The sequence below is a fragment of the Streptomyces sp. NPDC059224 genome, assembly GCF_042754285.1.
GTDB lineage: Bacteria > Actinomycetota > Actinomycetes > Streptomycetales > Streptomycetaceae > Streptomyces.
In genome coordinates, this window is record NZ_JBHZAN010000004.1 from 36,123 (window position 1) to 60,720 (window position 24,598).

Below are 24,598 nucleotides of genomic sequence, written 5' to 3' on the forward strand. Positions count from 1 at the left end.
GCCACGACCGTGGGACGGTCGTCCACTGCTTGCCGGGTTCGGGCCGGACCGCGGGAGCCACGACGAGCTTCGGTTCCCCTGGCGCAGGGTCATGCCCTACGTCGCCGCACAGGTGGTCGGATTCGCGGTCGCCGCCATCGGCCTGCCGTACGGCGCGAACGCGGGCTACGCCATCAACCCCGCGCGTGATCTCGGCCCACGCGTGTTCGCCTGGGCCACGGGCTGGGGGGAACTCGCTTCACCGGGCACTCGGCCCGGTTCCTTCAACGACTGCTTCTGGGTGCCCCTCGGCGCACCCCTCCTCGGCGGCGTGATCGCAATCCTGGTCTACGACCTCCTCATCGGTGACGTCCTGGACCTGCGGACCCAGGTGGCCCCCGGAGATCGGCTGCACCCGCCCGGCGACCAGTGCCCACACGGTGGTGACCGGCGGTTCACCGCCCTGGGCGAGAGTCCGGCCCCGCCGGGCCCGCCGCAGGGGCGGGCCGGGCGGGCCCCGTCGCGCGGGACGCGTCCTTCTCCGGCTCACGCGGACGCCGCCGCGTGCGTCGCCCGGCCGTGATCGCGGGGCCGAGCGTTCCCCCGTGCCACCTGTCTGTTCCCAGCAACCGTACGAGAACAGGGCCCTCCTGGGTGCGGCTCGTTCCTGGCGTCGGCAGGCCGGGCACTTCTCATGCCACCTTGATGACGACCTTGCCCGAAGTGTGACCGTTCTCGACGGTGGCGAGGGCAGCCGGGGCGTCGGAGAGCGTATGGACCGCGGTGATCACGGGCGCGAGGACTCCGTCGAGGGCCAGCCGGGCCGACCGCTCCAGGTTCTCGCGGTCGAGGCGACGCTCGACGAAACGCCCACCGACCTCGGGCACGGACATGTCACCCACAGCGATGACGTTGCGGGGATCCCGCGCCAGAGGAGCGACCGTCCGCAGCGAGGTGCCTCCGACCATGTCGACGATCCCGTCGAAGCCGTCCGGGACCAGGTCGCGTGCCGCGGCGACGACGTCCCCGGCGGTGTAGTCGATGAACCGCACCCCGGCGGCCTCGGCGTGTTCACGCTTCGCGCTACTGCCTGTGCCGATCACGCGCAGCTCGCGCTCGGCGGCCAGCCGGGCGACGGCGAGGCCGACCCCGCCGCCGACCCCGTTGACCAGGACTGCCGCACCGGCCGGGAGACCGAGTTGGTCGAGCACATCCACCGCGGTCGTCCCCGCCACCGGCAGCGTGGCCGCCGCGGTCATGGACAGGCCTTCCGGGATACGTGCGGTGTTCGACGCGGACAGCACGGTCGTCTCGGCGTAGGTGCCGCCACCGGTCAGGGCGAAGCCGAAGACCCCGTCACCCACCTCGAGCCCGTCGACGTCCTCGCCCAGGGCGAGGACGGTTCCTGCTGCCTCCATGCCCAGTACGCGAGGAAACGGACGCCCGCCGTCGAGCCCGGAGACCAGACCCTCGCGCAGCAGGTGGTCGAGCGGATTCACGCCGGCGACCTCGACCCGGATCAGCACCTCACCCTGCCCGGGAACGGGATCGGGACGATCGAAGAACTCCTGCACCTCGGGCCCGCCGTACCTGACGAAACCCCACGCCTGCCCCATGTGCTGCCGCCTTAAGTGTGACCGCCCCAGGTGATTCCGAGGCCGTACGGGCATCCTCACCTCTCACACCGATGTCAGGGGCAACCGGTTGAGACGCAGGTCACAGCATCAGGCCGGCCGTGCCACCGATCCTGGAGCCGTCGAGAGCTCCGCCCTGTGCCGGGTGTTGGCCTCGATCAGCGCATCGAGCGCGTCCCGGGTCTCGACCAGGCGCACGATGTCGGCATCGATCCGGTCCCGCTCACGCGTCATCACCGCGAACGCCAGCTGGACGGTGTCCGGGTCGGCGGGAGTCTCCACGCACGGCAGCACCGTCGCGATCACCCGGCTGGACATACCCGCATCGAACAGTTGCCTGATGAGCGACACACGCTGGACCGCGGCATCGGGATAGTGACGCTGGCCGGCGCCGGAGCGTGCGCTGGTCAGCAGGCCCTGAGCTTCGTAGTACCGCAGCGAGCGGGGACTCACCCCCGTGCGCCTGGAGAGCTCACCAATTCTCATGCCCGGGAGCCTACGCCCGCGCGCCGCACGCCCAGGCCGCCCGACGGGTCACGCACGCTCGCGCACAGCGCCACGCGGCCCCGACGGAATCGCCGGCCGGCCTTTCTGCGGCCGGCCTGTGGCTGAGGGCAGATCGCTGTTGGGCGCGGGCCCTGTTGGAAACCGGGATCTGCGAGGTGGACCACCATGCGCCCCGCGGAGGCGCCGGCTCTTGAGGGCGGCCCTTACCGCAGGTGAGCGTGGCCGTGGGCCCCCTCATGTGCGGCACCCCCCGCGGCGACGAGGGGCGGGAGCTGGTAGCGGGTCGAGGCGCCGGGGCACGGTGATCGCCGGTGTCCGCTGCGCCTCCCGACCGCCCGAACGGGCGGCTCCCGGAGGGGCGGACTCACCCGCCCGGAGCCAGCCAGCCGCGCTCCTGCGCGAGCAGCGCGATCTGGAAGTGGTTACGCGCGCCCAACGCCGTGCCGATGTCGCTGATGTCCTTCTGCACCGTGCGCCGGCTCACCCCCAGCGTGCGGGCGATCGACTCCTGCTTCATGCCGAGCGAGAGCAGCCGCAGCACCTCGCGTGCCCGCGGGTTCGGCGTGTCGGAGGCGGGCGCCGGCGGCACCGGACGGCCCTCCTGCCCCCAGGGCACCCCGTGCGCCCACAGGCTCTCGAACAGCGCGGCCAGCACGTGCAGCAGTGTCGCGGAGTGGACCAGCAGCGAGCCGGCCGCCGCGTCGTCCCGCCGCAAGGGCATGATCGCGGTGGTGCCGTCGAAGATCACCAGCTTCATCGGCAAGCCGCTGGACAACCGCACCTCGCCACCGATCTCGACGCCACGCCGCGCGGTCTCCAGCGATATCTCGTCGGTGAGGGTGTCGCTGTCGTACACCGACCGGAAGCGGACCCCCGTGCGGATCGCCGCCGCTTGCACGGTCAGCCTGTCCGGCACCCCGTCGACCGCCGCCACGTACGGCGGCATCACCAGGTGCAGCACCTCGTGCCGGGCCGCTCGCAGCTGATGGGCGTAGCGCGCGGTGACCCGTTCCTCGGTGCCGAGGATCTCGAACTGGTCCGAAGCGAAACGGTGGTTGGTAGCCGAGATGTGCATCTCGTGCAGCAGCTCGGCGTGCGTCTCCAGATGCGCCAGCTCCTCGCGGCGGCGGGCCAGGAGGCTGCCGAGCGCCGGGCGCGGCGGGCTGGCGCTCCAGCGGCCCGCGCGTCCACTGACCCGGACGGCGAGCAGTTCGGACTCCAGCAGCCGAAGGGCCCGGGCCGTGGCGGACGCCGAGGCGCCCAGGGCCGCCGCCGCCTCGCCGGGAGCCGTCTCCGGGTGCCCGACCAGGTACTCCAGGATCCTCCCCGCCAGCGGCGGCAGCCCCAGGCCACTCCAGGGCACCTGCGGGATCTGCGGCACCTGCGGTTCCGCGGGCATCGGGCGGCCCCTGCTGTCGTTCACCGGTGGGAGTGCAGCGATCTTAACCCCGTACCGCGCGCTCCGGTCCACCGAGGGAGCGCTCCCATCCCGTCACGACCGGGTCCGCAAAGCTGCCCCAACCACTGCACACCGGTGCCAACTGCCCTCCGGCACGCCGCTCCCGCATCGCGCCAAAGCGCAACTGCGCTCAGCCGCACCGGTATTTCCTTGTCCGCGTCGGCGCACCCGTCACATGGTGATCAGCACCTTCTGCCGCGCACTCCGGTACACCGCCACACCAGCCCCGACGGCCCGGGCGCTCCGCGGCGGCGGGGACCGGCAGGAACTGCCAGCGCCGGCAGACCCGCACCCGCGCCGCCCCCGAAGTCCTCGCGCGCAAGGAGCACATTGATGCACCGACAAGTAAGACAGGCAGCCGCCGCGCTGGCTCTGCTGGTCCCCCTGGTGGCGGCCGGCCCAGCCGTCGCGGCGCCCGCCGACGGCCCCGCACCGACCGCGCCCGCACGCCACAGCCTGACCCTCGCGGACGGCTCGAAGGTGGCCTGGGCCGACGACGGCACCGGCACTCTCACCGACCCGCAGGGCCGCACCCGCGCCTTCCCCGTGCCGCGCTCGGCCGGCCGCACCGGACTCGGTGCCACGCTCAGCCCCTCCGCCACCGCGCTCACCGCACGCGCCCGGATCAGCCGCGCCACCCCGTACACCCTTGGCACGAAGCAAGGGACTTCCGCCCAGCAGGCACCCGTGCAGCCGATGAACACCGGCCCCGTGAAGTTGCCCGCGGCCGCCAAGGCCGTGCTGCGACAGGACGCCCGCAAGGCACCCGGGCCCGGCCCGACCACCGGCCTGCCCGCCAACGACGGCCTCAGCACGTCCTTCCAGTCCTACCTCAACACCCAGGGTGTGGACGCCGCCGGCGCCTTCGCGGACGCCGTCACCTATCTGCACGCCCTGCCCGGCACCGGACAGATCGTCACCAACGTCTCCATCGGCGACCTCACCGACCAGTCGATGGCCGACAACGGTGACGACTACGTGCGCGCGTACGGTCCCACCACCGTCGTCAAGAACGGCCGGCGCTACCTCGACGAGCCGTCGATGCCCCTCATCCCGACCTACACGGCCGACAACGATGCCAAGCTCGACCCCCTCGGCTCGACCGAGGGTCAGGACCCGAACCTCGGCGAGGTGCTCCTCGACTTCTCGATGATGGCCCCACTGCCGCACGACCGGCAGCGCCCCGGTGCCACCGGCAGCGGCGCCACCGACCTGCTCGGCATAGCCCCCGGCGCCCAGTACCGTCTCGTCGTGCCGCAGGAGGCCAGCTACGAGGGCATCACCGCCGCGCTGAAAGCCGCCGCGAACCAGAAGCCCCGGCCGAGCGTGATCACCGCCAGTCTCGGCTTCGGCACCGACGAGTCGATCGGCTTCCCCGGCCGCTACCTGGAGGACGATCCGACGATCCGGGCCACCCTGACCTCCATCGTGAAGTCCGGCATCGCCGTGGTCGTCTCCTCCAACGACGGCACCCGGCTCGCCCTGCCCGTCTCCGTCGGCCCCGACGGCGGCAGCACCCCCACCGACACCACCACCAAGGCGAGCGCCCAGACCGACATCGACGACGTGGAGCCCACCACCACACCCTCGAAGGTGGTCGACAGCGGCGTCATCGCGGCAGGCGCCACCACCGCCGACGACACGCTGAGTTCCGCCGACCCCCGGCAGGGCGTCTACCCGACGACCCGCTACAACGGCTCCGCCGCCTACTCCTCCGGTTTCGGGACCCGCGTCAACCTCGCCGCCCCCGGCGACAACCTGCCGTCCCTGATGCACGTGTGCACCTCCAGCCCCTGCACAGCGCAGGACGTCGAGGTCGTTCTGAACGGCGGTACCTCCGCCTCGGCCCCCGAGATCGCGGCCGCCGTGGCCGACGTGCTCCAGGCCGCCAAGGCGACCCACCAGAACCTGACGCCACGTCAAGTCCGGGACCTGCTCGTCTCGACGGGCAACTCCATCACCCAGCCCCCGCAGGCCGACCAGCCACTCGCCATGGGCACCCAGCTCGATGTGACCCGCGCCGTGGAGAAGGTCCTCGCCAAGCGCTACCGCATCGCGCCCCGGCCCGTGCGGCTTTCGGTGGCTCAGCGCCAGCTGCTGCCCACGCAGTCCGGCACCGCGTTCACCGAGTCCACCGACCCCACGGCGATCGACCTGTCCGGTCCCGCCGACGGCAACGGCACGCCCTCGGGCCAGAACGCCGTCTCGCCGATCACCCTCGGCCTGGACATGACCGGCGACCGCAGCGGCCTGACCTACCGGGTGAAGGTCGGCGACAAGGGCGTCTTCACCAGCAGGACGCCGAGCCTGCGCCTCATGCCCGCCCAGCTGCTGGGCGCCGCCGGGCTGCCGCTCGCCTCCGACACCACCCGCAGCGTGCCCGTCACCTTCCAGGCGCTGCGCGGCGGCAAGGTGGTCGGAGGGCTCTCACAGCGTCTGACCTTCCTCGCCGACGACGCCACCTATGCACAGGCACTCGCCCCGGCGGCCCCCGGTTCCACCCCGCTCGGCCGGTCCGTCACCGTCTCCTACGACCTCACCGGCGTCCGCGATCTGGACAGCCCGCGCCTGGTGCTCTCCTCCGTCGGCCACTACACGCCCAGCGCGGCGGTGGACGACTTCAACGTCCAGTGGTCCACTCCCCTCACCCGCACCAAGGGCACCGTGACGATCCCCGCATCCGCCTTCACGGCAGGCGGCGCCGGGCTCTACGGCGTCGGCATCCAGCAGGCCGACCTGTACGGGGTACTCCCCGTCTACGGCGACTTCCGCGCCCTGCGCGTCGGGCCTGACGCCGGCGAACGGCCCGACGCCCCGCTGCTGACCACCGGCGGCTACACCCGCGCGCACGCCGCCGACACCGCCCGTAGCGCGCCGAGGGCGACCGTGAACTGGGACGCGACCGGTGTATCCGGCGCGGACGGCGCCGTGTTCGAGGTGCTGTCGCCCGGGCCCACGCTCTACGGCTCGCTGAACACCGCCACCAACCAGAACGGAAGTCACCGCGACGACGACGGCTTCAACCACCCGTCCACGCTCACCGTCAGGCTGCCCGCGGTGAAGGGCCACGCCGTGCTGGACCTGTCGGCGATCAAACTGCCGACCGGACTGCAGTACCCGGTGCGGGTGCTCGCGACCCGGCACGGTTCGGCGATCGGTCAGGCGTCCCCGACGTCCTTCCTGCAGTACCGCGACGGCGACCAGGTCGCCGGCACCGTGGAGAGCTTCACCGTCTCCGGCGGCAAGGCGCTGATCTCCACCGACGCCTTCACCCTGACGGGTGGCGACGAGGTGTACCACCTGGACCGTTCCGCCACCACCGGCTATGACCTCTCCACCGGCACCGCCGGTGCCGCCTTCGCCGAGTCCACCGACGGGCAGACGATGCAGGAGGTACTCGGCACGGACCCGGCCAGCGGCCACGCCTTGATCGTCCACACCCCGTTCGCCGGTTCGAACGCCTCGATCGACGTGGAGAACCCCGCGACCGGCGCCCCGGTGAAGGTCACCGCGCTCTCCGACCTGATCAGCGGCAACGCCTACCTGGAGGGCGGCACGGTGGACACGGCGCGCCACCGCGGCCTGGTCACCACCTACGAACCCGACCGCGGCCTCAGCCGCATCTGGCCGGTCGACATGAACACCGGACGGGTCGGTGAGTCCCTGGCACTCAACCCGGACAACCTGTACCGCTCCTACAACAACGTCTCGGTGGACGCCTCCACCGGCGAGGTCTTCGTCGCCACCGGCGGAACGATGGGCCCGTGCCTGGGCGGCCGCGTCCCCTACGGCGCGGTCGGCGCGAACTTCAGCACCGGCACCGTCACACCCGTCACCTCGCTGCCGCTGTGCGTCTCGGCACTGCTGCCCGACGGCAAGGGCGACAAGGTCTACGCCGCCGTCGGTGCCGCCCAGCCCAACCCCGAAGGCGGCGAATTCCCCACCAGCACCTGGCTGACCGCCGACCAGAAGACGCTGGCCCCGTCCACCGCGGTCGACACCGGCACCCACGGTCCGGTCTGGCCTGCCCTCGACAGCACCCACCAGGTCGTCGTGGAAGCGAGCCTCTACGAGAGCGGAGTCGAGACCGACAACAACGCCATGAGCGAGATCACCGTGCTGAACCCGGCGACCGGCAAGGTACTGGCACGCCACGCGGTGGCCAACCTCGTGGACTCCACCGTCGCCGGCTCCAACTTCGACTTCACCGGCCGTCAGGGACTCTTCCTCGATCCGCACACCCGCACCGGGTGGGTCGTGAACGGCTGGGGCACGGGGCTGGAGCAGTTCTCCTACTGACGTCCGAACCAGGGCAGGTCCTGAAACCCCCGGCGGGCCCACGCCTCTCGGGCAGACAGGGCCACGTCCAGGACACGCCCGCGCCGCAGCACCGTCCGCTTCGGCCCGACACACACCACATCCCGCGCCGCGAGGTCCCGCCGTACCGGCGGGCGCCCCGCGGCGCGGGGTGGAACTGATCAGCTCCGGTCCATCAATCATCCAGGAGGCAATGTGCATTCTCCGTCCGCGCGAAGATCAGGCGCTCTGGTGGCGACAGTTCTCGCCGCCGCCCTGACCGCCCCCGGGGTGGCCCACGGCGCGACCCCTCGTCCGGCCGCGCAAGCCGTCGGCGCCGATGCCTCCGCGGCGCGGGGCGTGCCGGTCACGGTGACGCTGATCACCGGCGACAAGGTGACGGCGACTCAGCAGCCCGACGGATCGGTGTCGGTGGACGACGTCTCGCATGTCGCGGGAGCGGACGGATCCGCCCGCGTCGCCATCGAGGGTCGGGACACCTTCGTGTATCCCGACAGAGCCATGCCGTACATCGCAGCCGGACGGCTCGACAAGCAGCTCTTCGACATCACCCAGTTGATCGCCCAGGGCTACGACGACGCCCATCGGACCGCCCTCCCGTTGATCGTCGTGCGCTCTCCCGCCGGGGGCGCCGCTCCCGGCGGGCGGCTGCGGTCCGACAGCCCGCTGCCGGGTGCGCGGACGACCCTGGTCCTCCCGTCCGTCCACGCGGAGGCTGTCGAGGCTCGACGGTCGAAGACACCTGTCTTCTGGGACGCCCTGACCGGCACCGGCGGGCAGGCCTCCCTGAGATCGGCGGCACAGAACGACGCGAGTTCCAGCGGAGCGACGGGACCGTCCTTCGCGGCGGGAGTCGACAAGGTGTGGCTCGACGGCAGGGCGCGAGCGGACCTCGCCGACACCACGGCACAGATAGGCGCCCCCACGGCGTGGACAGCGGGTGGCACCGGCGCGGGCGTCCGGGTGGCGGTACTGGACTCGGGTGTGGACGCCACGCACCCGGATCTGACCGACCGCGTGGTGGCGGCTCGTAGTTTCGTCGAGGGAGAGGACGTCACCGACCGCAACGGACACGGGACCCATACCGCGTCCACCGTGGCCGGAACCGGAGCAGCCTCCGGCGGAAAGGAACGCGGAGTCGCCCCCGGGGCGGACCTGGTCGTCGGCAAGGTCCTGGGCGACAACGGATCGGGGCCCATATCCGGCATCATCGCCGGCATGGAATGGGCGGCGCGGACCGAGCACGCCAAGGTCATCAACATGAGCCTGGGGACGCCCGCGTGGCACACGCAGGACGACCCGCTGAGCCAAGCGGTCAACCAGCTCAGCGCGGAGACCGGCGCCCTCTTCGTCATCGCCGCGGGAAACTCCGGAAACGCCCCGTACAGCGTCAGCGCACCGGGAACGGCGGACGCCGCGCTCACCGTCGGCGCGGTGGACGCCGCCGACCACCTCGCCGACTTCTCCAGCGCGGGACCCCGGATGAACGACGACGCCCTCAAGCCCGACCTCACCGCCCCCGGGGTGGACGTCCTGGCCGCCCGCTCACAGCTGATGAGCTCGGGTGAGGGCTACTACCGTACGGACAGTGGCACTTCGATGGCCGCGCCCCATGTCGCCGGAGCGGCGGTGCTCCTGGCCCAGAAGCATCCCGCCTGGACCGGCCGGCAGATCAAGGACGCCCTGATGAGCACCAGCGTCCTGACACCGGATTACAGCCCCTACCAGGCCGGTACCGGACGACTGGACGTGGGCGCCGCGTACCTTCAGGACCAGGTGGTCGCGAGCGGGTCCGTCGACGCGGGACTGATCCCCTGGTCGAAGGTCGGGAAGCCGCAGCCGGTGAAGCGGCAGATCATCTACACCAACGCGACCGGGCACCCGATCCCCCTGCGACTCGGGGTGGACCGCGGCGACACGCCCGCGGGAGTGTTCACGCTCGCCGCCGACCGGGTCACGGTGCCCGCGCACGGCACCTCCACGGTGACGGTCACCGCGGACCCCCGGGGCCTGCCGCCCGGACAGTACGCTGCCCAGGTCACCGCCGGCTTCGCGACCGGCGTCGTGCACACCGCCGCGGGACTGTCCGTCGAGTCCGAGAAGCACAACCTGACGGTCCGTCTGAAGGACCGAGCGGGCAAGCCCGTCAGCGGCGAGGTCGAGATCACGGGAGCCGACGGGAGGACGACCGTCATGTGGGTCCCGAACGGCACGCTCACCAGCCGCTGGGCCCCCGGCTCCTACACCGTCGTCTCCACCCTCGACGTGACGGGCCGCAACGGCCCGCACTCCCTGGGATACGCCGTACTCACCGTTCCCGAGCTGAAGTTGACGTCGGACCGGAACGTCGACCTGGACGCGTCGCGCATCCGCCAGATCAAGGTGGCGACCCCCAAGCCGACCTCCGTCAGCACCAGCCGGATCGACCTCTACCGTTCCTTCAGCTCCAGTCGGCCGACGCCGGCCGACGACCGGGCGCTGCACGAGATCCTCATGCCCTCACCCGCGTACGACAGCCTCTGGGCCCTTCCGACCAAGGACAAGGTGACCCGGGGCAGCTTCGTCTTCACCACGCGGATCCGTGCCAAGCAGACGCCTCTCGCCATCACGTACGGAGGTCACCGCATGGACGGCTCCCTGCTGGTCCAGCCGGGGTCCGCGCCGTTCCGCAACGGCTCCACGCATGTGGACGCGGTCTTCGCCGGCGACGGCGCGCCCGCCGACTACACCGGCCTGCACGCCCGCGGCAAGGCCGTCGTCATCCGCGGCAGTGACAAGGTGGCGCCGGCGGACCGGGCGGCCGCGGCGCGAGCCGCGTCGGCGGCCATGCTCCTCGTCGTCAACGACGGAGACGGCCGCGCATACGACTGGTACGGCGATCCGGACCAGCGCACGAACGGATCCGTCCCGGTCGCCTCGGTCACCCGGGACGACGGAGAACGCATGATCCGCGCCCTCACCGCCGCGGGAAAGAGCAGGACGGTGCTGGCAGTCGAGGCCCATCCCGCACCGGCGTACCTGTACGACCTGGCCGACTACCACCAGGGAGGGGTGCCGCGGGACCCCTCGCCGGCCACGGACCCCGGCAGCCTCGCCCGCATCGACAACACCTTCTCCCCGCCGGCCGGCCGGCAGATCCTCGAGAGCCGGGAAGACAGTCCGTCGTACGAATACTGGCCGGCTGCCTACCCGTACTCGGTGTACGGAGGCACGCGCGTTCCGCCGTTCCCCCGGGAACCCGTGGCTCCCGGGCACCGCACCGACTGGGTCTCGGCCGGGAACGGTGTCAGATGGCAGCAGTACGCCTCCATCGACGGCTGGTCGACCTTCACCGACATCACGGGCTATCGACCGCGCAGCGTGCACGGCGAGAACTGGTTCGGCCCCATCACCCGGCCGCGCATGCTCAGCTTCGAGGTCCCGCACCGTGTCGGAGACGCCATGGGCGGCACACTCGCGGGATTCGGTGACGGAGGTTCCGCCCACAGCGGTGACACGGGCCTGATGTCCCGGAGCTTCGCGCTCTACCAGGGCGACAGGCTCCTCATGCGGAACGGCCCACGGCCCGACTTCGGGGTGGGCGACCTGGCCCCCCGGAAACTGCCGTACCGGCTCGTCGCCGACACGCAGGGCAACACCGACCTGACCCCCTACTCCTCCAGCACGCACACGGAGTGGACCTTCGTTTCCGGCACCGCCGAGGATCAGGCCGTCCCGCTCGCCCAACTCGACTACGGAACCGACCTGGACAGCGCGGGGCGTGCGGCACGCACCTCGGACTTCTCGGTCGACCCCGTGGTGCTCGGAAGCGACGCCGCCAAGGACGCCGTCACCTCGGTCGGGCTGGAGGTGTCCTACGACGACGGTGCCTCCTGGCATCCGCAGGCCCTGAAGGACGACGGGGGCTCGTGGCACGCCCGACTCCGCGTACCGGCCCGGGCGAAGTTCGTGTCCATCCGTGTCACGGCCGAGCAGCGGAACGGCGGTGGTGTCCGACAGACCGTCAACCGGGCCTTCGGCCTCAGGTAGCCCACGCGGGCGGCCGGGACCCACGCCTACGGCGGCGTCCGGGCCCCGGCCGCTCCAGAGGTCCGCAGACGAGACGCGAGGTGTGTCGCGCGCGGGGCTCAGGCTCGGAGTTGCATGTATTCGAAGACGGAACCGTCCGGGTGGCGGGCGACGATTCTGGTGCCGTTGGGCACCTCGTTGGGAGCTTCGAGGATTTCGGCGTTCGCTTTGCCGAGAGCTTCGAGAACGGGGGCCAGGGAGCCGACGATGACGGTTCCGTGCTGCGAGACATACTTCTCAAGGGGGCCGGAGTAGAGCAGGAACGGCCCTACCAGTGCCAATTCGAGCTCGCGATAGGGGAATCGACGGACTTCCGTCTCTCCGGTCAGTTCCTGGTACAGCGGGATCGCGGCGTCGAGGTCGTCCACCTCGACGTTTGCGACCATGGCGTGGATGTTGCTGCTCATTTCAGTACTCTCTTACGGGCTGTCGCGGTTTCGGTACAGACGTGGTCGGCGACCTGGGACGGCGTCGTGCGCCGCCCGGTCCTGGGTGAGTTCATCGTTCCGACGGCCTTCGCCGTGAACCGAAGGACCCTGGCGGCGGTCAGATCTGGTTGAGTCCGCCGTCCACGAACAGCTCTGATCCGGTGACGAAGCTGCTTTCGCTGCTGGCGAGGAAGAGCGCGGCGGCAGCGGCCTCGTCGGGGTGTCCCATCCGGCCCAGAGGCACCTGACCGGCGAAGACGTCCCGCATTTTCGCCGCCTCGGCGGCGTCGGCGGCCAGTCCGTTGATACCCGGCGTGACGATCGGCCCGGGTACCAGGGTGTTCACCCGGATGGCCCGGCCCCTGAGCTCGTTGGCCCAGGTGCGGGAGAAGGAACGCACCGCGGCCTTGGACGCGGCGTACACGCCGAAGGCGGCTCCGCCCGAAGTGGCCGCGGTCGATCCGGTCAGGATCACCGACGCGCCGTCGCTGAGGAACGGAACGGCCTTCTGGACGGTGAAGAGCATCCCCCTGACGTTGATGTCGAACGTCGCGTCGAAGTGCTCCTCGGTGACCTGTTCGAGTGTGGCGAACTCGCCGCCACCCGCGTTGGCGAACAGCACGTCGATGGACCGCCCCCGCTCAGCGACGGCCGCGTAGAGGCGGTCGATGTCGCCGAGGTCGGCGACATCACCCCTCACCGCGGCGGCACCGTGGCCGATCTCGGCCAGGGCGGCGTCAAGGGCCTCCTGCCGGCGGCCGGTGATGAACACGTGGGCGCCTTCGCGCGCGAACCGCTTGGCTGTGGCCAGGCCGATTCCACTGTTGCCCCCGGTGACTACGGCCGTCTTTCCGTCCAGCTGTCCCATGATCCCTACTCCTGTCCGGCACGGACCTCGTCCGCGCACCAAGCGTCACCTGCATGTCGGAGCCCGCACCACGAGCGGGCCCAGTTATGGACTATACGGTAAAGAACGTCGTTATGGACCGCGCGGACAAAAACGGTGGCGCGAGGTGCGTCACGGACCCCGCCCCCTCCGCGGCCCGTCCGCCCGCCCGGGGTCCGACCAGCCGCACGTTCGGCAGAGCACGTGACGGCCTCGGCGCAGACCGATCTGGACCGACAGGTCAAGAAGGGCGTACCCTCTCCTCATGGGACGCCCTCGGAATTTCGACGAGAAGCAGGTCTTGGAGTCGGTACGCGAGCAGTTCTGGAATCAGGGCTACGGGGCCACGTCACTGCAGGATCTGACGGACGCCACCGGGCTGGGCAAGGGAAGCCTGTACGGCGCCTTCGGTGACAAACGGCAGCTGTTCCTGCACGTGCTCGACGGCTACCGCACCGAGCAGCTGGACAGCGTCCGGGCGATACTCACCGGCCCCGGTACCGCGGTCGAACGCCTGACCCTCCTCGTGGAGGGCGTGGCCGACGGATTCGCGGAAGACCCGCTGCGACGCGGATGCCTCCTGGTGAACAGCACGTCCGAGCTGCACACCAACGACCCCGATGTCGTCTCACGTGCCAGAACCTCATACCAGACGGTCGAAGACCTGTTGATCACATGCGTGACGGAAGCCCAGCGAGACGGATCCGTCAAAGCGGACGCCGACCCCCAGGAACTCGGGCGCCTGATCCTTGCCGTGATGCAGGGCATCGAGTTCCTCGCCAAGACAGACATGGACAGCGCGGCTCTTCAGCAGATCGCCCGCGCCGCGCTCAGGTTCCTCGGCTGACGTTCCAGGTGTGCGCACGCACCATCGGGTACCGCTCGGCCGCTCCAGTTCCGTGCGCCGGACCTGAAGAAGCGCGTCCGCAAGAGCCGCAGGCTCACGGTGCGATGATCCCGCGCCGTCCGCAGTACCGGTGCCGCCTCGTACGGGAACACCCTGCCGGCCCGGACGGGGATCGGCCGAGCCTCCCCCGGTGGCACTACCCGTCTGTTGCTGCCGGGCCACAGTTCCTGGCCAGGGCCTCTCGGATCTTGTTGTTCCGCCCCTCTGAGGACTGGTCGGACGTGGCCCATGCGATGTAGGCGTCGGGTCTGACCAGAACCGTCTTCCCGGTCGCACCGGCAGAAGTGACGAACTCCACCTCCCCGCCCCAGTCGTCGGCCATTGAGGCAGGAACTGACCCACCTGTGGGCGTGATCAGCACGAACCGGCGCCCACGCAGGACTTCGTAGAGTCGCCGCTCGCCGGCCAGGGCGATGTCCGGGGCTCGTTTACCGGTGAGCGGGTGGGCCCCGACCGCAGCAGGATAGGCGATGTCGATACCGGCCATGGCTCGCGCCAGCCGCTCGGCGATCGGCGGGAAGTGAAGGACGGTGCGGGCGGCGAAGTCCCGCAGGCCGCACAGGGCCTGAGGAGTGGTCAGCACTCCACGCAGAAGCGCGCCGCTCCTGCGGATCACCCTGCGCCCCACCGGGTGCCTCTCGGCCTGGTACGTGTCGAGCAGAGCGTCCGGGGCCCGGCCGCGAAGCACCGCAGCGAGTTTCCATCCGAGGTTGGCAGAATCCTGAATGCTGGTGTTCATGCCCATGCCACCCGCAGGCGAGTGCACATGCGCGGCGTCCCCGACGAGGAAGACCCTGCCGTCCCGATAGCGCGGACACTGCCGTTCGTCGCTGTGGAAACGGGAGATCCAGCGTGGGTCGTGCATACCGAAGTCCTGGCCGAGAGCCCGTCGGGCAATCGCTTTGATCTCGTCGAGATCGACGGACGCGCTGTCGGGCATCTGGTGGCGGCGGTTCCAGGCCATGATGCGGAACCATCCGTCCCCGAAGGGGACGATGATGGCAAAGGCGTCCCCGACCGCCCCCACAGTAGGGGGCTTCCGCGGAGGTTCAGCCAGCCGCACGTCGGCAAGCATCATCGACCGCACCGCCGCACGGCCGGGAAACGGCAGGCCGAGGGACCGGCGCACCGTGCTGTTGCGTCCATCGGCGCCCACGAGATAAGCCGCACGCAGAGTTCGACTGGTCCCGTCAGCATTCCGCACCTGCGCCTCGACGCCATCGGGACCCTGCCGGACGTCGGTGACTTCGCAGCCTTCACGGAGTTCGACGCCATGGGAGCGGGCGCGTGCGCGAAGCACCCGCTCGGTGTTGTACTGCGGCGTCACCAGCACATGAGGGAAGCGAGTCGGCAAACGCGACAGATCGATCTGCAAAAATTGGAGAACGGGATTTCGCAGACCCGTCGCGATCAGATCGTCAGCCACCCCGCGGGCGTCCAGCTGCTCCAGCGTCCGCGCGTTGACAGAAAACGCGCGCGTAAGCTCCGAGTCCCGCACACGCCGCTCGACGACGATACAGCTGACACCGGACTCCGCCAGATCGCCCGCCAGCAGCAGCCCAGCCGGCCCCGCACCCACGATCACTACCTGTGTGTCGAAATCCATGCGCCTTCCTCCCGGTCAGCCACCCGCCATGGGCAGTCCCCAGGCGCGCGAGGTCAACACCCCGCCTGCCGGCCAGGACACCGCGGCCCGGACACACCTGGCCCAGGCACCCCACTGCTCCAGGCTCCACTGAGCCGGACCAACTCTCAGCTGCGGGCGAACTCGAGGAGGTCCTTGTTGAAGATCTCGGCGAACTTCGGGACCATTGCCAGGCCGTGAGGGGCGCCCGGATACACCTTGTAGATCGCGTCTTTGACGAGCTTGGAGGACTTGTCGCCGGCCGCCACGATGGGCACGATCTGATCGTCGTCGCCGTGCACGATCAGCGTGGGCACGTCGACCTTCTTGAGGTCCTCGGTGGTGTCCGTCTCCGAGAACGCCTTGATGCAGTCGTAGGCGCCCTTGATGCCCACTGTCATGCTCCAGAGCCAGAACTCGTCGCGGGTTCCCTGCGTGACCGTCGAGCCGTCGCGATTGGCGCCGTAGAACGGGGCACTCAGGTCCTTGTAGAACTGTGAACGGTCTGTTTCCACACCCTGACGGATCTCGTCGAAGACCTCGATGGGCAGGCCCTCGGGGTTGGTCTCCGTCTTGAGCATCAGCGGGGGGATCGCGCCGAGCAGGACCAGCTTGGCGACCCGGCCCGTACCGTGCCTTCCGATGTACCGGGTGACCTCACCGCCGCCGGTGGAGTGGCCGACGAGGATGACATCGTGGAGGTCCTCAGCCTCGATGACAGCGGCCAGGTCGTCGGCGTACGTGTCGAGATTGTTGCCGTCCCAGGCCTGGCCGGACCGTCCGCCGCCCCGCCGGTCGTGAGCGATCGAGCGGAAGCCGTTGTCCGCCATGAGCTTCATCTGGGGGTCCCAGGCGTCCGCAGTCAGCGGCCAGCCATGGGAGAAGACAACCGGCTGGCCGGACCCCCAGTCCTTGTAGAAAATCTGCGTGCCGTCCTTGGCAGTTGCGAAGGGCATGTCGGAATTCCTCTCGAGACGGTCAGAGCTCGTCGGAATCGGCGTCGTGGCAACACAAGCACCTCGTCGGACTCTAACCGAGTGACCGCGCGGTCGCGCGTCGAAATGCAGGGCGTGATCAGAGAACTCCTGCCCCGACCCCGCGGCCCCAGACGGGCGTACAAGATGTACGGCAGGGACGACAACCGGTGACAACCGGAGTACGGCAGTTCACCGATGCACAACGCCCGACAGTGGGGCAAGCTGAAACGACGATCCGAACGACCGGGCAACGCCTCCACACCACGAGGAGCGTCAGATGGAAATCAATAGCACTGACACGGCGGTCGTGTTCATCGACCCGCAGAACGACGTGCTCAGCGAGGACGGGGCGAACTGGGGCGTGGTGGGGGCGAGCGTCACGGAGAACAGGACCGTCGAGAACATGGAGAGAATATTCGAGGCAGCGAAGGCGGGCGGATACGAGGTTTTCATCTCGCCTCATTATTTTTACCCGACGGACAGCGGGTGGCGGATGAACGGCCCCCTTGAGACGAGCGAGCTCGAGACCCACACGTTCGCAAGGGCCGGCCAGCTGGACCTGACTGGTTTCCGAGGCTCCGGGGCCGACTGGCTGGAGCGATTCAAGCCTTATATCGAGGACGGCAGAACAGTGGTCGCCAGCCCCCACAAGGTGTTCGGTCCAGAAACCAACGACCTGGTACTGCAACTGCGCAAGCGTGGCATGCAGAGGATAATTCTCGGCGGCATGCTGGCAAACATGTGTGTCGAATCCCATATGCGTCACCTCATAGAAGAGGGATTCGAGGTCGCATTGGTCAGCGATGCGACAGCAGGTCCCCGCCACCCGATCTGGGGCGATGGCTACCAGGCTGCGATCATCAACTACCGGTTCTTCGCCCATGCGCTGCTGTCGACTGACGAGGCAATCGAAAGAATGCGGTAGGACCCGTCGGCATTTCCAGCCACAACCGGCGGAGCAGGTTCAATGGCGATGACGGGCAACAGCCGGCTCGCAGTGCGGGCTGCGTGAACAATCTGAGGAGAATAATCGAGCCAAGGACGACCCAGCAGATGAATCCGAACCCGAACATGAGCTCTGACAGCCTGACCCGGCCGTACTCCGTCCGCGAGCACCCTTCCAGGGCTGCTGCCGTGACGTCTCAGGGATCATCGCTTCCCCGGGAAGCCAATGCGAGTCGACACTCCTGCCCCCAGAGGCTTCCAGCAGCAACGGCACACCTACCGCAGTACGGGAAGAACAGGGAGTAGCGAAAGCAGCAGCCAGACGGGAACTGGCCTTCTGGAGGCTTCAGGCCAGGGATCGCTACATCTTGTACAAGTCACCCCTGACGGCGACGGTCCTACCGTAGGACCCGCTGACAGACACACGTCAGCACCTCTCGAACGTTAGGGCCGTGACCGGACATGACTTCCCCCCGCGCCTTCTGGCTCGCCGGCCGGCAGGCCATCAGCGAGACCGCACTGGCTGTGACCTCGCCCTGGACCGGCCAACTGGTCGGCCAGGTCGCCGTGCCGACCGATGACCAGGTGGAGTCGGCGGTGGCGGCCGCGTACGCCGCTCGCGAGGAGTTCGCGGCAACCCCCGCCTACCTGCGCGCCACCGCTCTCGACCACGTGAGCAAGCGGCTCGTGGAGCGCACCGAGGAGATCGCACAGCTCATCTCCGCGGAGAACGGCAAACCGATCAAGTGGGCCCGCGGCGAGGTACGCCGCTCGGTGTCCGTGTTCCGGTTCGCTGCCGAGGAAGCCCGCCGCTTCAACAGCGGCGAGGCTCAGCGACTGGACACGGACGCGGCCGGCCAGGGCCGCCTGGCGCTCACCCGCCGCTTCCCCAAGGGGGTTGTGCTGGGCATCACGCCCTTCAACTTCCCGCTGAATCAGTGCGCCCACAAGGTCGCCCCGGCCATCGCCGCCGGCGTCCCGATCATCCTGAAGCCGGCGCCGAACACTCCCCTTTCCGCCCTGGTCCTCGGGGACCTGCTCGCCGAGACCGAACTGCCGGAAGGTGCGTGGAGCATTCTGCCGGTCGCCAACGACCGGATGCCCGCGCTGGTCCAGGACGAGCGCCTGCCCGTCATCTCCTTCACCGGATCCGAGAAGGTCGGCTACGCGATCATGGACTCGGTACCCAGGAAGCACTGCACGTTGGAACTCGGCGGGAACGGCGCGGCCGTCGTACTGGGCGACTTCGCCAGCGACGAAGACCTCGACCATGCGGCCGACCGGATCGCCACGTTCTCCAACTACCAGGGTGGGCAGTCCTGCATCTCCGTGCAGCGTGTCATAGCCGACGCCTCGGTGTACGACCGGCTGCTCCCTCGTATCGTCGCAGCAGTCGAATCACAGGTCACCGGGGACCCCTCGGACGACAGAACCGACGTGGGCCCGCTCGTCAGCGAGGACGCCGCGTGCCGCGTCGAGGCGTGGGTCGACGAAGCCGTCGTCGCAGGTGCCACGCTGCACACAGGTGGCAGGCGGGACGGCACCTCGTATGCGCCTACGGTTCTCGCAGATGTTCCGACTGACACCACACTGGCCTGCGAGGAGGTCTTCGGACCGGTTCTCACGGTGCTCAGGGTCTCCAGCGAGGCCGAGGCTTTCGCGGCAGTCAACGACTCCAAGTACGGCCTGCAAACAGGAGTGTTCACGCACGATCTGCAGGCGGCGTTCAGGGCCCATCGGGCGCTGGAGGTCGGCGGCGTCGTAGTCGGAGACGTTCCCTCCTACCGGGCTGACCAGATGCCCTACGGCGGCGTCAAACAGTCCGGTGTCGGCCGCGAGGGAGTGAAGTTCGCCATGGATGACTACACCTACGAACGCGTGCTGGTCCTCACCGATCTCACCCTGTGACAACCCACCAACCCGGCGCCAAGGAAGGATCCGTGTGGCGTGCCCTGCCCGAGGCGGGGCACGCCACACCGGCGTTCCCGGAGATCGGACTCTATTGACAGGACGCGCCATTCGCATCGCACGTGACGGGTCGACGCGAGGGGCGACGGCGGTCTCCCGGTCCTCGGGCGCGGTGCCCTGCGCCGGCCGGGTGCGCGGCACGGTATGCAAGGGGGGCATGCGCCAGGGAGGGCGACGGCCCGCCGGTATGCCCCGCGGGCCGTCGCGTCCGCGGGCGGATCGGGACTCGCCGTCGTGCCCCCGGGTCTCGGCCCGGGTGTTGTAGAAGTAGTCCCGATTCCAGGTGATCTTCCCGTCGTCCACGCGGGTCAGGGCATCGCATCGAAGACGTGCGGGGCCCTTTCATCCTGGTCCTCCAGACTCGTGACCGGCTCGGCTTCCGCGAGGACGGACTCCCGGGCGACGCCGACGTGAACGAGTCTTCGACAGGTGGCGACCACCTCCTCTCCCCCGCCCGGCCGATGACGGCTTGACCGACCGGCGGCCTCTGCGGCCGGCCCGATCGAGACACCACTGTCGTCCAGGACGCCGCGAGCGAGCCGCCACCGGACCTTCACCGGAAAGGCGCCCCCCGGCCACCAAGGGGCCTGCCCGTTCGACAGTGGCCAAGTACCTGATGGTCGCTGGTCATCTCACGTCCGCCCGGCGCACCGAGCTTCTGTCTAGTTTGTTCATTGCATGATCAAACAATCCGAAAGAGCTTTCATGTGCACTGATGGTGACAACCACACCCACGACTCCGCTGGACACAGCCGACGCGGATTTCTGCGCAGTGCGGCCCTGGCCGGCGCGGGGGCGGCGGTAACGGGGACGGGGGCATCCGTGCTCGGCGCATCGCCCGCGTTCGCCGCGGACGCCACTAAGCCCGGCAAGGTCGGCAAGTGGAATCCGGATCCGACGTCCCTCCAGTTCACCCTCGCGGTCATGCCGGACACCCAGTTCATGTACTGGGGCAGCCAGGACAGCGTGAACCGGACCCCTCAGGAGGAGTCTTTCCGCTACATCATCAACAACAGCGGAAACCCCGATCTCAACATCGTGTTCATGGCTCACCTCGGTGACATGACGCAGGACGCCGATCCGTCGTCGTTCGAGCAGGTCGACAAGGCGTTCGCGCTGCTGGACGCGCACGGCGCCGCCTACAGCGTCGTCGCCGGCAACCACGACCTGAGCGGCGATGACACCCGCGGCGACACGACGTACCTCCAGACCATGGGCCCCAGCAGGTTCCGGCACTCGAAGACGTTCGCCGGGGCGGACAGGACCGGGTACAACACCGCGCACATCTTCCAGGCCGCCGGCCGCTCCTGGCTGCTGCTGGCCCTGGACTGGCGCACGACCGACCAGGGCTTCGCGTGGGCCGACGAGGTCATCAAGGCGCACCCGAAGATGCCCGTGATCCTCACGACGCACGACATGGTGTGGTCGAACTACGATGACAACGTTTTCCCGTACGAATCCGGCGACCCCGAGGACAACGCCGGACTCTCCGACCACGGACAGACGGTCTGGGACAAGCTGGTCAAGGACAACGACCAGGTGTTCCTGACCGTCAACGGCCACTACTGGCCGCCCGCCCGCACCACCAAGAAGAACGCGGCCGGCAACGACGTGCACCTGCACATCGCCAACTACCAGAACCGCTACTTCGGCGGCGGCGGCATGATCCGCCTCTACCACTTCGACCTGGTCCGCAACACGATCGATGTCGAAACGATCAACCCCTGGATCCTGGCCCAGGATCCCGAGTCCCGTAACACGCTGGCCGCCGAACTCGCCCGCGTGAGCGGCCCGGTCGACAACTTCTCGGTGCCGATCGAATTCGAGAAGCGGTTCTCGGGATTCGACCCGGTTCCGGTGCGACCGGCGCGACCGGCCGCCCGAGAGCTGGTGAAGGGCACGCTGGCCTACTGGCGCTTCGACGGCCAGGGCGCTCCGGGGACGGCACTGACCGAGGGCCAGCGGATCCACGACCTGTCGGGCAAGGGCAACGACCTGACCGTGGTCAGCGTGCCGGGCAGCGCCGCCGACGCGCTGACCTGGTCCGCCGACCACCACCCCGACCAGCCCGGCCACGCCAGCCTGCAGTTCACCGGCGGACGCAATCCCGTCCACGGCGCGTACCTGACCACCGGCGCGACGGCACCGCTGAACTCCGAGACGTTCCGGGGCGGCTACACGATCGAGGCGTTCGTCAGGATGCCGCTGGACTGGGACGCCGGGAAGAACGGCAACGCCTCGTTCCTCAGCCGCCGGGGCTCCGCCGGGGCCGCGGGCAAGCACGGCAAGAACACCGACCCCAACGAGCCGCTGGCCCAGTTCGCCATCACCAACAACGGCCGGGAGCCGCAGTTCAACCACTACCCGACGAACGACACCTACCCGACGACCAACTGGGGCCACGGCCTGGTGGAGCTCAAGTGGTGGCACCTGGCGGTGGTCAACGACGGCCGCTTCACGCGCCTGTACGTCGAGGGAGCGCCGGTCGTCGACAACCCGAAGAGACTCTCGGTCGGCCTCACCTCACTCGGACTTCCCTGGCTGGTGGGCGGTCACGAGTATGCCGGTGCCGTCGACGTCGTCTTCCACGGCAACCTCGGTGACATCCGCATCGTCGACCGACCGCTGGCCGCGAAGGAGTTCCTGACGGCCGAGTAGGTGGCGGGCCGGCGCCCTCGGCCCCCTCCCATCGGCCGAGGGCGTACCGACTGACGACTGGCCGGTGACCGAAGGACTCGGCACCGGCCAGTCGGGTGTGCCACAAGAACGGGAGTCAGCCGGCGACGGCACGCTTCCGAGCTGAGCCGCCGTTGACGAAGGCGCTCGTCGCCGCCACGAGCGGCAGCAGGCAGACCGTCGTTCATCTCCCGAAGCGGCCGCCGCACCGCCGGCGCAGGCGTTGCGGCGGCCGCCGAGACGGAGCCGGTCCAGGTGCGAGGCCACGCGGCGCAGCGGTCCCTCACCTCGCCTCGGACTCCGGCCTCGTCAGTGGATTTCAGCCGCGGGGGCTGGTGATCCGTTCGGGCTGGATCACCAAGATCACCCGCACCTGGTCGCGGCCGCCGAACCACGGGTAGGGCCCACCGAGGTACCTCTGCGCGAGCGCCTCGATGTGCTCGGCCGCTCCCTCCGTGGTCACCCGCACGACACGACCGCGGATCTGGACGTAGGAGGACGGATCCGAGGGGGCGGAGACCGCAACGGCCACCCGCGGGTCACGCGCGACGTTCCGGGCCTTCTGATGCGACTCGACGCTGTTGATCAGGACGTGCTCACCGTCGGTGTCGACCCAGGTCTGGGTGAGCTGGGGCGAGCCGACGGGCATCGTCGTGGCGATGTAGCAGGTGCTGGGACGCCGCAGCATCGACACCACGTCCTCGCCGAGCGATACAGGCATGGAGGTCTCCAGGGACAGGACTGATGAATGCCCGGCCCACGGTAGCCACGCGTACAGTGTGGCCCTCGCTCCGCCCCCGGGAACCATGCACCGGCCGCGACTCGGAGTTCGCCGTCCTTGACGGGCGCAGCATCCATGAGCATGCACGGGGCAAGGTCATCCTCCCGGATGAGCATGGTGCACACCGACCGGCCGCACAGCTCGGCTCGGCCTTCCCCTTCACAGGCGGGATCCGGTGCGCCGAGCAGTCCGGATCCCGCCTGCCGTCAGTCAGACGACCGAGGCAACGAGATGGTCAGCGACCTCCGCCGCCGATGGCATCGCCGCTATTTCGTCGCGGAGTCGGTGGGCGGCGGTGGTGAAGGTCGTCTCGGCCAGCAGCCGTCCGACTGCGGCCGTGACGGCTTCCGGAGTGGTCTCCTCCCCCATCGGCAGGGCCAGTCCGGCGCCTGCGGCCTCGAGTCGGGCTGCCTGGCGCCGCTGGCCGGGCATGCCCGGAACCACTGCTGCGGGAATGCCGCGTGCCGCCGCGCGAACGTGGTGCCGGAACCGCCGTGGTGCACGACGACCGACACTCCGTCGAGCAACTCTGCGGCGGGCAGGAAGGTGACCAGCTCGACCCGATCCGGGTCCAGCCCGGTGCTGTCGATGGGCATGCCGCCCGAAGCCGTCGCCACAAGGTCGAGGTCCAGGGTGCTGAGCGACCTGAGCACGGATCCGAGGCGCTCTGGCGCGTTCATGGCGGTGCTGAAGCTGACCAGCACCCGAGGTCGGCCGGAGAGCGTTGCTCGTGGCGCACGTGGTACCCCTTCGGGGGCCTGAGGGGCTCCGGCCGCAGCGCCAGGCGATGGAGGGCCGGCAGCTCACCGTCGCGTTGGAGGGAGGGTGGGCACAGGTCAAGCAGCCACTGTCCGCAGGGCGCGTGGGCGGGTGGCTCGAGGCCGCGCTCGAGATAGCGGCTGTGCGCGGTTGCGGCCAGCGCAGTGAGAAGTTCCGGTTCCAGTGTCGGGTCAATGGCCATCGCCACGGAGGGGATCTTCAGTGCGGCGGCGACGAGTGGTCCTACGAAGTCACAATGCTCCGAAACGATGACGTCGGGCGCCCATGCGCGCGCACCCGCGAGTGCCTCGTCCGCACCGAGATCGATCCGGGCTCCGGCGAAGAACTCCGCGGCACCATCCGGAGATCGGCTCCTCAACCAGTCCGCGCCGAGGTGCCGAGTCACCTCGGCGACCACGGTCTCCGTCGTCGGACCTGCGGAGATCAGAGCGAAACCATGGGGTGCAACGGTGGATTCCAGGTGCCTGGCCGTCGCGAAGGCCACGGTGTGACCCTGCTGACGCAAGGCCCGCGCCAGCGGGAGCATCGGCAGCAGATGACCCAGCAATGGGTTGGCAAACATCAGAACACGCATGAACCGACACCACAACATTACTTGTAGCGTCAAATAATCCCCTTCGGGCGCCCCCCTCCTCGCCCCTCCGGCCCGGCCGAGGACACGT

General features: G+C 69.5%; 16 protein-coding genes and 1 pseudogene. 7 read left to right on the forward strand and 10 right to left on the reverse strand.

What is annotated here, in order from left to right; translation table 11 throughout:
- The first annotated feature begins 91 nt into the window (after positions 1-91).
- A complete protein-coding gene (locus ACFXI4_RS05430; protein ID WP_384988354.1) occupies positions 92-562 on the forward strand; it encodes an aquaporin in 471 nt (156 codons plus the stop codon).
- 109 nt (positions 563-671) lie between these two features.
- On the opposite strand, the gene ACFXI4_RS05435 is transcribed toward ACFXI4_RS05430, so the two are convergent.
- The 3 genes from ACFXI4_RS05435 to ACFXI4_RS05445 all read right to left on the reverse strand — a co-directional run bounded on the left by ACFXI4_RS05435 (position 672) and on the right by ACFXI4_RS05445 (position 3,543).
- Positions 672-1,595, reverse strand: a complete 924-nt coding sequence (locus ACFXI4_RS05435; protein ID WP_384988355.1) for an NADP-dependent oxidoreductase — start codon at positions 1,593-1,595, stop codon at positions 672-674.
- Between the two features lie 108 nt (positions 1,596-1,703).
- Positions 1,704-2,099, reverse strand: coding sequence for a MerR family transcriptional regulator (locus tag ACFXI4_RS05440; RefSeq protein WP_384988356.1), 396 nt, complete (start codon positions 2,097-2,099; stop codon positions 1,704-1,706).
- Positions 2,100-2,484: 385 nt separating this feature from the next.
- Positions 2,485-3,543 carry a LuxR C-terminal-related transcriptional regulator gene (locus ACFXI4_RS05445; RefSeq protein WP_384988358.1) on the reverse strand — a complete coding sequence of 353 codons (1,059 nt, stop codon included), beginning with the start codon at positions 3,541-3,543 and terminating at the stop codon, positions 2,485-2,487.
- 369 nt (positions 3,544-3,912) lie between these two features.
- On the opposite strand from ACFXI4_RS05445, the gene ACFXI4_RS05450 reads away from it, so the two are divergent.
- Positions 3,913-7,878: a S8 family serine peptidase gene (locus ACFXI4_RS05450; RefSeq protein ID WP_384988359.1), complete on the forward strand. Its 3,966-nt coding sequence runs from the start codon at positions 3,913-3,915 to the stop codon at positions 7,876-7,878.
- Positions 7,879-8,127: 249 nt separating this feature from the next.
- A complete protein-coding gene (locus ACFXI4_RS05455; RefSeq protein WP_384988360.1) occupies positions 8,128-11,925 on the forward strand; it encodes a S8 family serine peptidase in 3,798 nt (1,265 codons plus the stop codon).
- Positions 11,926-12,023: 98 nt separating this feature from the next.
- On the opposite strand, the gene ACFXI4_RS05460 is transcribed toward ACFXI4_RS05455, so the two are convergent.
- Complete coding sequence (locus ACFXI4_RS05460; protein WP_384988362.1) at positions 12,024-12,371, reverse strand: VOC family protein; 348 nt, start codon at positions 12,369-12,371, stop codon at positions 12,024-12,026.
- 139 nt (positions 12,372-12,510) lie between these two features.
- Positions 12,511-13,260, reverse strand: a complete 750-nt coding sequence (locus ACFXI4_RS05465; RefSeq protein ID WP_384988364.1) for an SDR family oxidoreductase — start codon at positions 13,258-13,260, stop codon at positions 12,511-12,513.
- A 283-nt stretch (positions 13,261-13,543) separates the two neighbouring features.
- Between ACFXI4_RS05465 and ACFXI4_RS05470 the strand changes: the two genes are divergently transcribed.
- Positions 13,544-14,125: a TetR/AcrR family transcriptional regulator gene (locus tag ACFXI4_RS05470; protein ID WP_384988366.1), complete on the forward strand. Its 582-nt coding sequence runs from the start codon at positions 13,544-13,546 to the stop codon at positions 14,123-14,125.
- A 196-nt stretch (positions 14,126-14,321) separates the two neighbouring features.
- Here the strand turns inward: ACFXI4_RS05470 and ACFXI4_RS05475 are convergent, their stop codons facing one another.
- On the reverse strand, positions 14,322-15,791 hold the full coding sequence (locus tag ACFXI4_RS05475; protein ID WP_384988368.1) for an FAD-dependent monooxygenase: 1,470 nt from the start codon (positions 15,789-15,791) through the stop codon (positions 14,322-14,324).
- 146 nt (positions 15,792-15,937) lie between these two features.
- Complete coding sequence (locus ACFXI4_RS05480; protein ID WP_384988369.1) at positions 15,938-16,765, reverse strand: alpha/beta fold hydrolase; 828 nt, start codon at positions 16,763-16,765, stop codon at positions 15,938-15,940.
- 298 nt (positions 16,766-17,063) lie between these two features.
- On the opposite strand from ACFXI4_RS05480, the gene ACFXI4_RS05485 reads away from it, so the two are divergent.
- From ACFXI4_RS05485 to ACFXI4_RS05495, 3 genes are all read left to right on the forward strand, one after another.
- Positions 17,064-17,711 (forward strand): cysteine hydrolase, encoded by a 648-nt coding sequence (locus tag ACFXI4_RS05485; RefSeq protein ID WP_384988371.1) that lies wholly within the window; start codon positions 17,064-17,066, stop codon positions 17,709-17,711.
- 482 nt (positions 17,712-18,193) lie between these two features.
- Entirely contained in the window at positions 18,194-19,639 is a 1,446-nt protein-coding gene (locus ACFXI4_RS05490) for an aldehyde dehydrogenase family protein (protein ID WP_384988373.1), read from the forward strand.
- A gap of 765 nt (positions 19,640-20,404) precedes the next feature.
- Positions 20,405-22,357, forward strand: a complete 1,953-nt coding sequence (locus ACFXI4_RS05495) for a LamG-like jellyroll fold domain-containing protein (protein ID WP_384988374.1) — start codon at positions 20,405-20,407, stop codon at positions 22,355-22,357.
- Positions 22,358-22,694: 337 nt separating this feature from the next.
- Here ACFXI4_RS05495 and ACFXI4_RS05500 read toward each other — a convergent pair whose 3' ends face one another.
- The 3 genes and pseudogenes from ACFXI4_RS05500 to ACFXI4_RS05510 all read right to left on the reverse strand — a co-directional run bounded on the left by ACFXI4_RS05500 (position 22,695) and on the right by ACFXI4_RS05510 (position 24,510).
- Positions 22,695-23,096: a PPOX class F420-dependent oxidoreductase gene (locus tag ACFXI4_RS05500; protein WP_384988376.1), complete on the reverse strand. Its 402-nt coding sequence runs from the start codon at positions 23,094-23,096 to the stop codon at positions 22,695-22,697.
- 270 nt (positions 23,097-23,366) lie between these two features.
- A pseudogene (locus tag ACFXI4_RS05505) lies at positions 23,367-23,836 on the reverse strand (glycosyltransferase).
- Positions 23,833-24,510, reverse strand: coding sequence for a hypothetical protein (locus tag ACFXI4_RS05510; protein WP_384988377.1), 678 nt, complete (start codon positions 24,508-24,510; stop codon positions 23,833-23,835). Before ACFXI4_RS05510 ends, ACFXI4_RS05505 begins: the two are co-directional and overlap by 4 nt.
- Positions 24,511-24,598: the final 88 nt, after the last annotated feature.

What these genes read in the sequence shown, in the direction of transcription:
- ACFXI4_RS05435 (WP_384988355.1), bottom strand. Translation starts at nt 1,595, where the DNA reads ATGGGGCAGGCGTGGGGTTTCGTCAGGTACGGCGGGCCCGAGGTGCAG.
- ACFXI4_RS05465 (WP_384988364.1), bottom strand. Translation starts at nt 13,260, where the DNA reads ATGGGACAGCTGGACGGAAAGACGGCCGTAGTCACCGGGGGCAACAGT.
- ACFXI4_RS05495 (WP_384988374.1), top strand. Translation starts at nt 20,405, where the DNA reads ATGTGCACTGATGGTGACAACCACACCCACGACTCCGCTGGACACAGC.
- ACFXI4_RS05460 (WP_384988362.1), bottom strand. Translation starts at nt 12,371, where the DNA reads ATGAGCAGCAACATCCACGCCATGGTCGCAAACGTCGAGGTGGACGAC.
- ACFXI4_RS05470 (WP_384988366.1), top strand. Translation starts at nt 13,544, where the DNA reads ATGGGACGCCCTCGGAATTTCGACGAGAAGCAGGTCTTGGAGTCGGTA.
- ACFXI4_RS05430 (WP_384988354.1), top strand. Translation starts at nt 92, where the DNA reads ATGCCCTACGTCGCCGCACAGGTGGTCGGATTCGCGGTCGCCGCCATC.
- ACFXI4_RS05450 (WP_384988359.1), top strand. Translation starts at nt 3,913, where the DNA reads ATGCACCGACAAGTAAGACAGGCAGCCGCCGCGCTGGCTCTGCTGGTC.
- ACFXI4_RS05510 (WP_384988377.1), bottom strand. Translation starts at nt 24,510, where the DNA reads ATGCGTGTTCTGATGTTTGCCAACCCATTGCTGGGTCATCTGCTGCCG.
- ACFXI4_RS05490 (WP_384988373.1), top strand. Translation starts at nt 18,194, where the DNA reads ATGACTTCCCCCCGCGCCTTCTGGCTCGCCGGCCGGCAGGCCATCAGC.
- ACFXI4_RS05500 (WP_384988376.1), bottom strand. Translation starts at nt 23,096, where the DNA reads ATGCCTGTATCGCTCGGCGAGGACGTGGTGTCGATGCTGCGGCGTCCC.
- ACFXI4_RS05485 (WP_384988371.1), top strand. Translation starts at nt 17,064, where the DNA reads ATGGAAATCAATAGCACTGACACGGCGGTCGTGTTCATCGACCCGCAG.
- ACFXI4_RS05475 (WP_384988368.1), bottom strand. Translation starts at nt 15,791, where the DNA reads ATGGATTTCGACACACAGGTAGTGATCGTGGGTGCGGGGCCGGCTGGG.
- ACFXI4_RS05440 (WP_384988356.1), bottom strand. Translation starts at nt 2,099, where the DNA reads ATGAGAATTGGTGAGCTCTCCAGGCGCACGGGGGTGAGTCCCCGCTCG.
- ACFXI4_RS05480 (WP_384988369.1), bottom strand. Translation starts at nt 16,765, where the DNA reads ATGCCCTTCGCAACTGCCAAGGACGGCACGCAGATTTTCTACAAGGAC.